Origin of the sequence: Bathymodiolus platifrons methanotrophic gill symbiont (genome assembly GCF_002189065.1) — a bacterium.
Lineage (GTDB): Bacteria > Pseudomonadota > Gammaproteobacteria > Methylococcales > Methylomonadaceae > Methyloprofundus.
Window position 1 is genome coordinate 1 of the sequence record NZ_BDMN01000245.1, and the last position, 5,252, is coordinate 5,252.

5 protein-coding genes are annotated in these 5,252 nt (G+C 38.8%); 2 read left to right on the forward strand and 3 right to left on the reverse strand.

Annotated features, from left to right (window positions below; genetic code table 11):
* Positions 1 to 254 precede the first annotated feature (254 nt).
* Entirely contained in the window at positions 255 to 1,142 is an 888-nt protein-coding gene (locus CDZ78_RS13820) for a hypothetical protein (protein WP_087870534.1), read from the reverse strand.
* A gap of 625 nt (positions 1,143 to 1,767) precedes the next feature.
* Positions 1,768 to 2,268, reverse strand: a complete 501-nt coding sequence (locus tag CDZ78_RS13825; protein WP_167374309.1) for a PEP-CTERM sorting domain-containing protein — start codon at positions 2,266 to 2,268, stop codon at positions 1,768 to 1,770.
* 128 nt (positions 2,269 to 2,396) lie between these two features.
* Between CDZ78_RS13825 and CDZ78_RS13830 the strand changes: the two genes are divergently transcribed.
* Positions 2,397 to 2,588 carry a hypothetical protein gene (locus tag CDZ78_RS13830; protein ID WP_087870536.1) on the forward strand — a complete coding sequence of 64 codons (192 nt, stop codon included), beginning with the start codon at positions 2,397 to 2,399 and terminating at the stop codon, positions 2,586 to 2,588.
* A gap of 118 nt (positions 2,589 to 2,706) precedes the next feature.
* Positions 2,707 to 3,363 (forward strand): GMP/IMP nucleotidase, encoded by a 657-nt coding sequence (gene yrfG / locus CDZ78_RS13835; RefSeq protein WP_087870537.1) that lies wholly within the window; start codon positions 2,707 to 2,709, stop codon positions 3,361 to 3,363.
* Positions 3,364 to 3,653: 290 nt separating this feature from the next.
* On the opposite strand, the gene CDZ78_RS13840 is transcribed toward yrfG, so the two are convergent.
* Positions 3,654 to 4,904: a DEAD/DEAH box helicase gene (locus CDZ78_RS13840; protein ID WP_087870538.1), complete on the reverse strand. Its 1,251-nt coding sequence runs from the start codon at positions 4,902 to 4,904 to the stop codon at positions 3,654 to 3,656.
* Between the last annotated feature and the right edge of the window lie 348 nt (positions 4,905 to 5,252).

Genomic DNA, 5,252 nt, shown 5'->3' on the forward strand with positions numbered 1-5,252 from the left:
CATTCGTTTCAAATGCTATTGCCTAAGGGGAATTAAGTAGGGGTTTGCTATAAACATGGCAAAACCACCTAAAATAAACCTCGATACACCAGCATTGTGTATTTCAGCTACTCAATAATTGGGAAACTTCAGTTTCAAAAGACAAGCCTCGAAAATCCCCCAAATCAAGCTGGCTGACCCCTTGAACTCACAAAAAAGCCCCAAGCTTTTAACGCTCAGGGCTTGTCTTATTCCGTATTAGGTAGGGGAATAACCTATTTAACACATCTCCACTGTACAGTACTGGCTATTTTATCGCCTAATTCGTCTGTGCCGCCATTAAAATTGCTCCAGGATCCGTTTTCAGCTTCTGGACCAGTCCCTGTCTTAGAGCAAGATGTTGAGCCTACTCCCTGGCAATAACCGCACACGTTTCCGCATGTTCCACTCCAGACACTTACAGTAGTGTAGCCATGTTCCTGGCAAATAAGTTCAGCATGATAACTACCCATATTATTCGCTGAAATCCATGCTTGATTTTCATCTGCCTCACATACAACCCAAGGAGCCCCTGTACCTGTACCTGTATCGTTACCTGAATCACAGGCAGCAGGATAGGTAATATGAAACCCTTCTAGCGTAGATACACGCCCTGATAATGTAGCTATTTGCGATTCTAATGAAGCAATCTTCCCAGCTGTTTGTGCATTTAGTTCTTCCTGGCCTCCGCTAAGAGCATCTAGTTCCGCTTGTAATTCGTCTATTAACCCGGTGATACTGGCTTTTAAATCTATTATAGATCCATTTATTGTTGCGATATCAATGGTTAATGCAGCAAAATCGACAGTGTGCTTAGCTGCTAGTGCATCAAGTTCGTCACTCAGCACCCCGGTTGCAGCTAAAGTAGTGGCAATATCTGTCGTGTTAGTTGTTATCCTGCCGTCTAACGAGTCAATATTGCTATTAATAGTTGCAATGTCTCCCTCAATGGTTGAGACTCGAGCACTAAGCGCCGAGATGGAGTCAGAATTCGCTTGAATAGATTCGTTTAACAACTGAAACATTTGGCCATTTAGCTGTAATTTGCCAGGAGGTGCCGCTGCAATAACTGCATTAATAAATAATATATAAGTGACTAGAATGCCAAAAATATTTTTTCTCATTATGTTTTCCTTTAGTATTAAACAAATAATGTCACAAGGTTTTAATATAATCGTTATATTAAAAAAGCACTTAACACTATATAGCGCAAAGGTAAGCAGCTATTGCATGCAGCGATAAAGTTTGTGAAGTTATGTAACTTTTTTTATCACTAGATATTTGTTAGATACTCAGGCACCTGAAAATAAATAAGCGTCCAATATTTGAACAGGATTTTGATAATCCGTCATACACCTTCCAATATAGGATGTGTTGAGGCACGAAACGCATCAGACGTACGACAGTTAAAATTTAAAAAAAAGGGGGGGGGAGGATAAATCGAGTCTGCCCCTAACATTTCTTTCTGCGGAAAGGAAAGAGAAAAGCAAGAACGTAAGGTGGACAACGCTTTTCTGTCCACCGATTAATCGCCTTAACTAGGAAAAAAGGGAGATAAATCAAGCCTGGTCCTAATACTGCTTACTTAAGAATTTATTGATTAAATTTCAATAAGATAAGACGTAGGTTGGCTTAGATTTTTTTGCGAAGTAAAAAAACGTAACCCAACAACACGCTGATTTACATGAAAATGCTGGGTCGTTATCTGCGCTTCGCTTGATAAGCTAACCCAACCCCCACATTACAAGACTAAGTGTTACGTTTTACTTTTCGTGCAGTAAAACCTAGCAGGCCCAGACTTAGTAATACTAAAGAACCAGGCTCTGGCACAATCGGTATATTGTTAGACAGTTCGAATGTAGCAAACGAAAAAACGCTATCTCCATCTCTCGGTTGCTCAAATGGACCAAAAGTGCCTATTTTATCAATCCCAGTCATATAGAAATAACTATCATCAGTAAAACTAAAAGGAACCCGAAAACCATTTTCAGTATCGCCCCCCCCCCCGGGAGTATAATCATATCCTGGTCCAGCTGCTGCAACAATAGCATTTACTGCAGACTCAGCCTCACCCGCAATGGTAAATGTTATGCCCGGCATAATATCATTGTATGAATTAAAACTAGCACCTCTATCGTCTTGTAAAAAGGTAACATCATAGATATTTCCTAAATGGATACATCTGCAAGTTCTTGTGTTATAAGAGCCGCCTTTGCAGGGTTTGATAAAACTACAAACGCTGCCAGCCATGGAGAGCGAACGCGAGGGCTGGTAGTCCCCAGAAGGCGTAGGGCCGTTGTTTTGTCGGAATCGTAGCGCTAGCGTAGGTGGAGACAAAATAAAAGGCATTCCGAAACGCCGTCCAGTCATTTGAGGGAGTGTTACGAAGCCAGCACCGAGTTTACGATGGTAGTGGCGAAGTGGCACGTACGCAGGACGTCTGGGGCGCCGAAGGCATTAGCGGTCGCGTTAAGTTTTTGCCGCTTGCTTGGGCTGGGATGCCCAAAACAAGCTTTCGCAAAAATAGCGACTCCCCGCACACAGCATTGTGTATTTCAGCTACTCAATAATTGGGAAACTTCAGTTATTTTAACTGTCGGGTTTTAATATCATTATTTGCAAGAAATCAAGTAAACCCATTTTTGTTATGGTAACTTATCTTTATTTAATATCACTATAGTCCTTGTTATGCTGGAATGGAACAAAATAAATACAGTTTTACTGGATATGGATGGAACTTTACTCGATTTGAATTTTGATAACCATTTCTGGCTAGAATTTATACCTGAACGTTATGCACTACAAAACCAGTTAACTCTGGATGAAGCAGTTAAACACTTAGTACCTTTATTCAAGAGTATGGAAGGTAAACTGGAATGGTATTGCCTGGATTACTGGAGTGAAATATTAAAGCTGGATATAGCGGGCTTGAAAGCAGAAATTTCGGGCCTGATAAGTGTCTTACCTCATGTCACAGAATTCTTAAATGCATTACAACACTCTAATAAAGAAGTCCTGTTAGTAACCAATGCTCATCGTGACAGTTTATCGATAAAGATGGAAAAAACCTGTTTACAGCCATTTTTTAACGATATCATTTGCTCACATGACTTTGGATTTGCCAAAGAGCATCAGGAATTCTGGGAAATATTTCAAAATCAGTACGGCTGGGATAAACAATCTACTTTAATGATAGATGATAGTCTGGCGGTATTGCGCTCCGCCAAAACTTTTGGGATTAAGAATTTGATATCCATTACTAGGCCCGATTCAAAAAAAGCAGCTAGAAGTATTACCGAATTCCCAGCGATTCATGATTTTCGAGAGATTATGCCGGGCGCTTAGTCAGCAAATTTAATTAAAATCCCGTTTGTAAGCTAACTGAAGTTTCTTAATTATTGAGTAGCTAAAGCTCGCGATGCTGGCACGTCGGGGTTTATTTTAGGTGCTTTGCCATGTTTATAGCAAACCCCCATTTAATTCCTCTTAGGCGAAAGCATTTGAATTGAATGAAAAGATTATTTTTTTCATATAGTTGCGACATTGTTTAAATTCTATCATAAATAAATATTAAGAAACGTCAGTAAGCTAATACTTAAACTTTTTCCCTGAAGGGCATGAAAATAGTCAGCTCACTACGCCTTTGTCTCGGTTCTTACATTTGGCTTTCTTTTTGGATAAGGCTTGCGTGGAGCTCTCGCTCTTGGTGCGGGCTTTTTTAATTCTGGCAGTAAGTCTTCGGTAACTCTATGTACTGGCACTTTTTGGTTTATATAGTCTTCAATATCAGGCATTGAATAGGCATATTCTTCACAAATAAAACTGATTGCTTCGCCTTTTGCCCCAAAGCGTGCTGTTCTGCCTATTCTATGTACGTAATCTTCAGCATCCTGAGGTAAATCAAAATTAAATACATGCGATACATCAGGAATATGTAAACCACGTGCAGCAACATCAGTTGCAATCATAATGGTAACTTTACTTTCCTGAAAATCAGCCAATAGTCGTTGTCGCTTTTCTTGTGGTACATCACCACTTAGTAAAGCCGTTTTATAGTCATTAGCAGCCAAGTAGTCAGCTAATTTTTCAGCACTACGTTTAGTATTAACAAAAACAATACTGCGTTCAGGTTTATGAGAATTGAGTAAACCTATTAATAAAGGTATTTTCTGCTCATTCGCAGGACAAAATGCAAATTGATTAATTGAATCCGAAGTTACCTCTTCCGTTTCAATTTTAACCATGACTGGCTGATACATATGCTCATAGGCCAATTCAGATACTTTGAAAGATAAGGTAGCTGAAAACAACATATTAAGGCGCTTTTCAGGGCTGGGCATGCGATTGAGCAGATAACGTATATCTTTAATAAAACCTAGATCAAACATTCTATCTGCTTCATCCAGCACCATAACCTGGATATGATTCAAAGAAAATGCTTTTTGCCGATAAAAGTCAATAATTCTACCTGGCGTCGCAATAATAATATCGACATTTCCCTGTACTGTTTTTAATTGCTTCTGATAATCTGTTCCACCGTATATAAGTGCTAAATTTAAACCTAGGTGTTTACCTAATAAAAGTGCATCCTTATGAATTTGTATGGCAAGTTCACGAGTTGGAGCTAGAATAATTGCCCTGGGATATTTTTTCTTTTCACTATTATCATTTAGCAAGCGCTGAAAAGTTGCCAATAAAAAACTTGCTGTTTTGCCTGTCCCTGTTTGCGCTTGTCCTGCTACATCTCTATCTCTTAGAGCAATTGGTAAAGCCCTATCCTGGATAGGCGAGCAATAATCAAACCCTGCCTCTTTCAGGCCATTTAATATAGACCTGGAAAGTTCCAGATTTATAAATTGTGTATCCGTTAAATGTGTATTCTTCATTCATATAGAATACAGTAATAATACTTAGTTTGCACTGTCTGGAAGCCATAACTAATATTTATTAGTTGCTCAACTAAAGGCAATAGACATACGAACGTGATATGGTTCAAATAATGAAACCAATCAAATAGAATACATACAACTGAAGTTTCCCAATTATTGAGTAGCTGAAATACACAATGCTGGTGTATCGAGGTTTATTTTAGGTGGTTTTGCCATGTTTATAGCAAACCCCTACTTAATTCCCCTTAGGCAATAGCATTTGAAACGAATGAAAAGACTATTTTTTTCATATAGTTGTAGCATAGTTTCAATTTTACCATAAATAATTATTGGGAAACTTCAGTT

Bases quoted from the DNA above. Each gene is read 5' to 3' on its own strand.
- CDZ78_RS13820 (WP_087870534.1), bottom strand. From the start codon at position 1,142: ATGAGAAAAAATATTTTTGGCATTCTAGTCACTTATATATTATTTATT.
- CDZ78_RS13825 (WP_167374309.1), bottom strand. From the start codon at position 2,268: ATGGCTGGCAGCGTTTGTAGTTTTATCAAACCCTGCAAAGGCGGCTCT.
- yrfG (WP_087870537.1), top strand. From the start codon at position 2,707: ATGCTGGAATGGAACAAAATAAATACAGTTTTACTGGATATGGATGGA.
- CDZ78_RS13840 (WP_087870538.1), bottom strand. From the start codon at position 4,904: ATGAAGAATACACATTTAACGGATACACAATTTATAAATCTGGAACTT.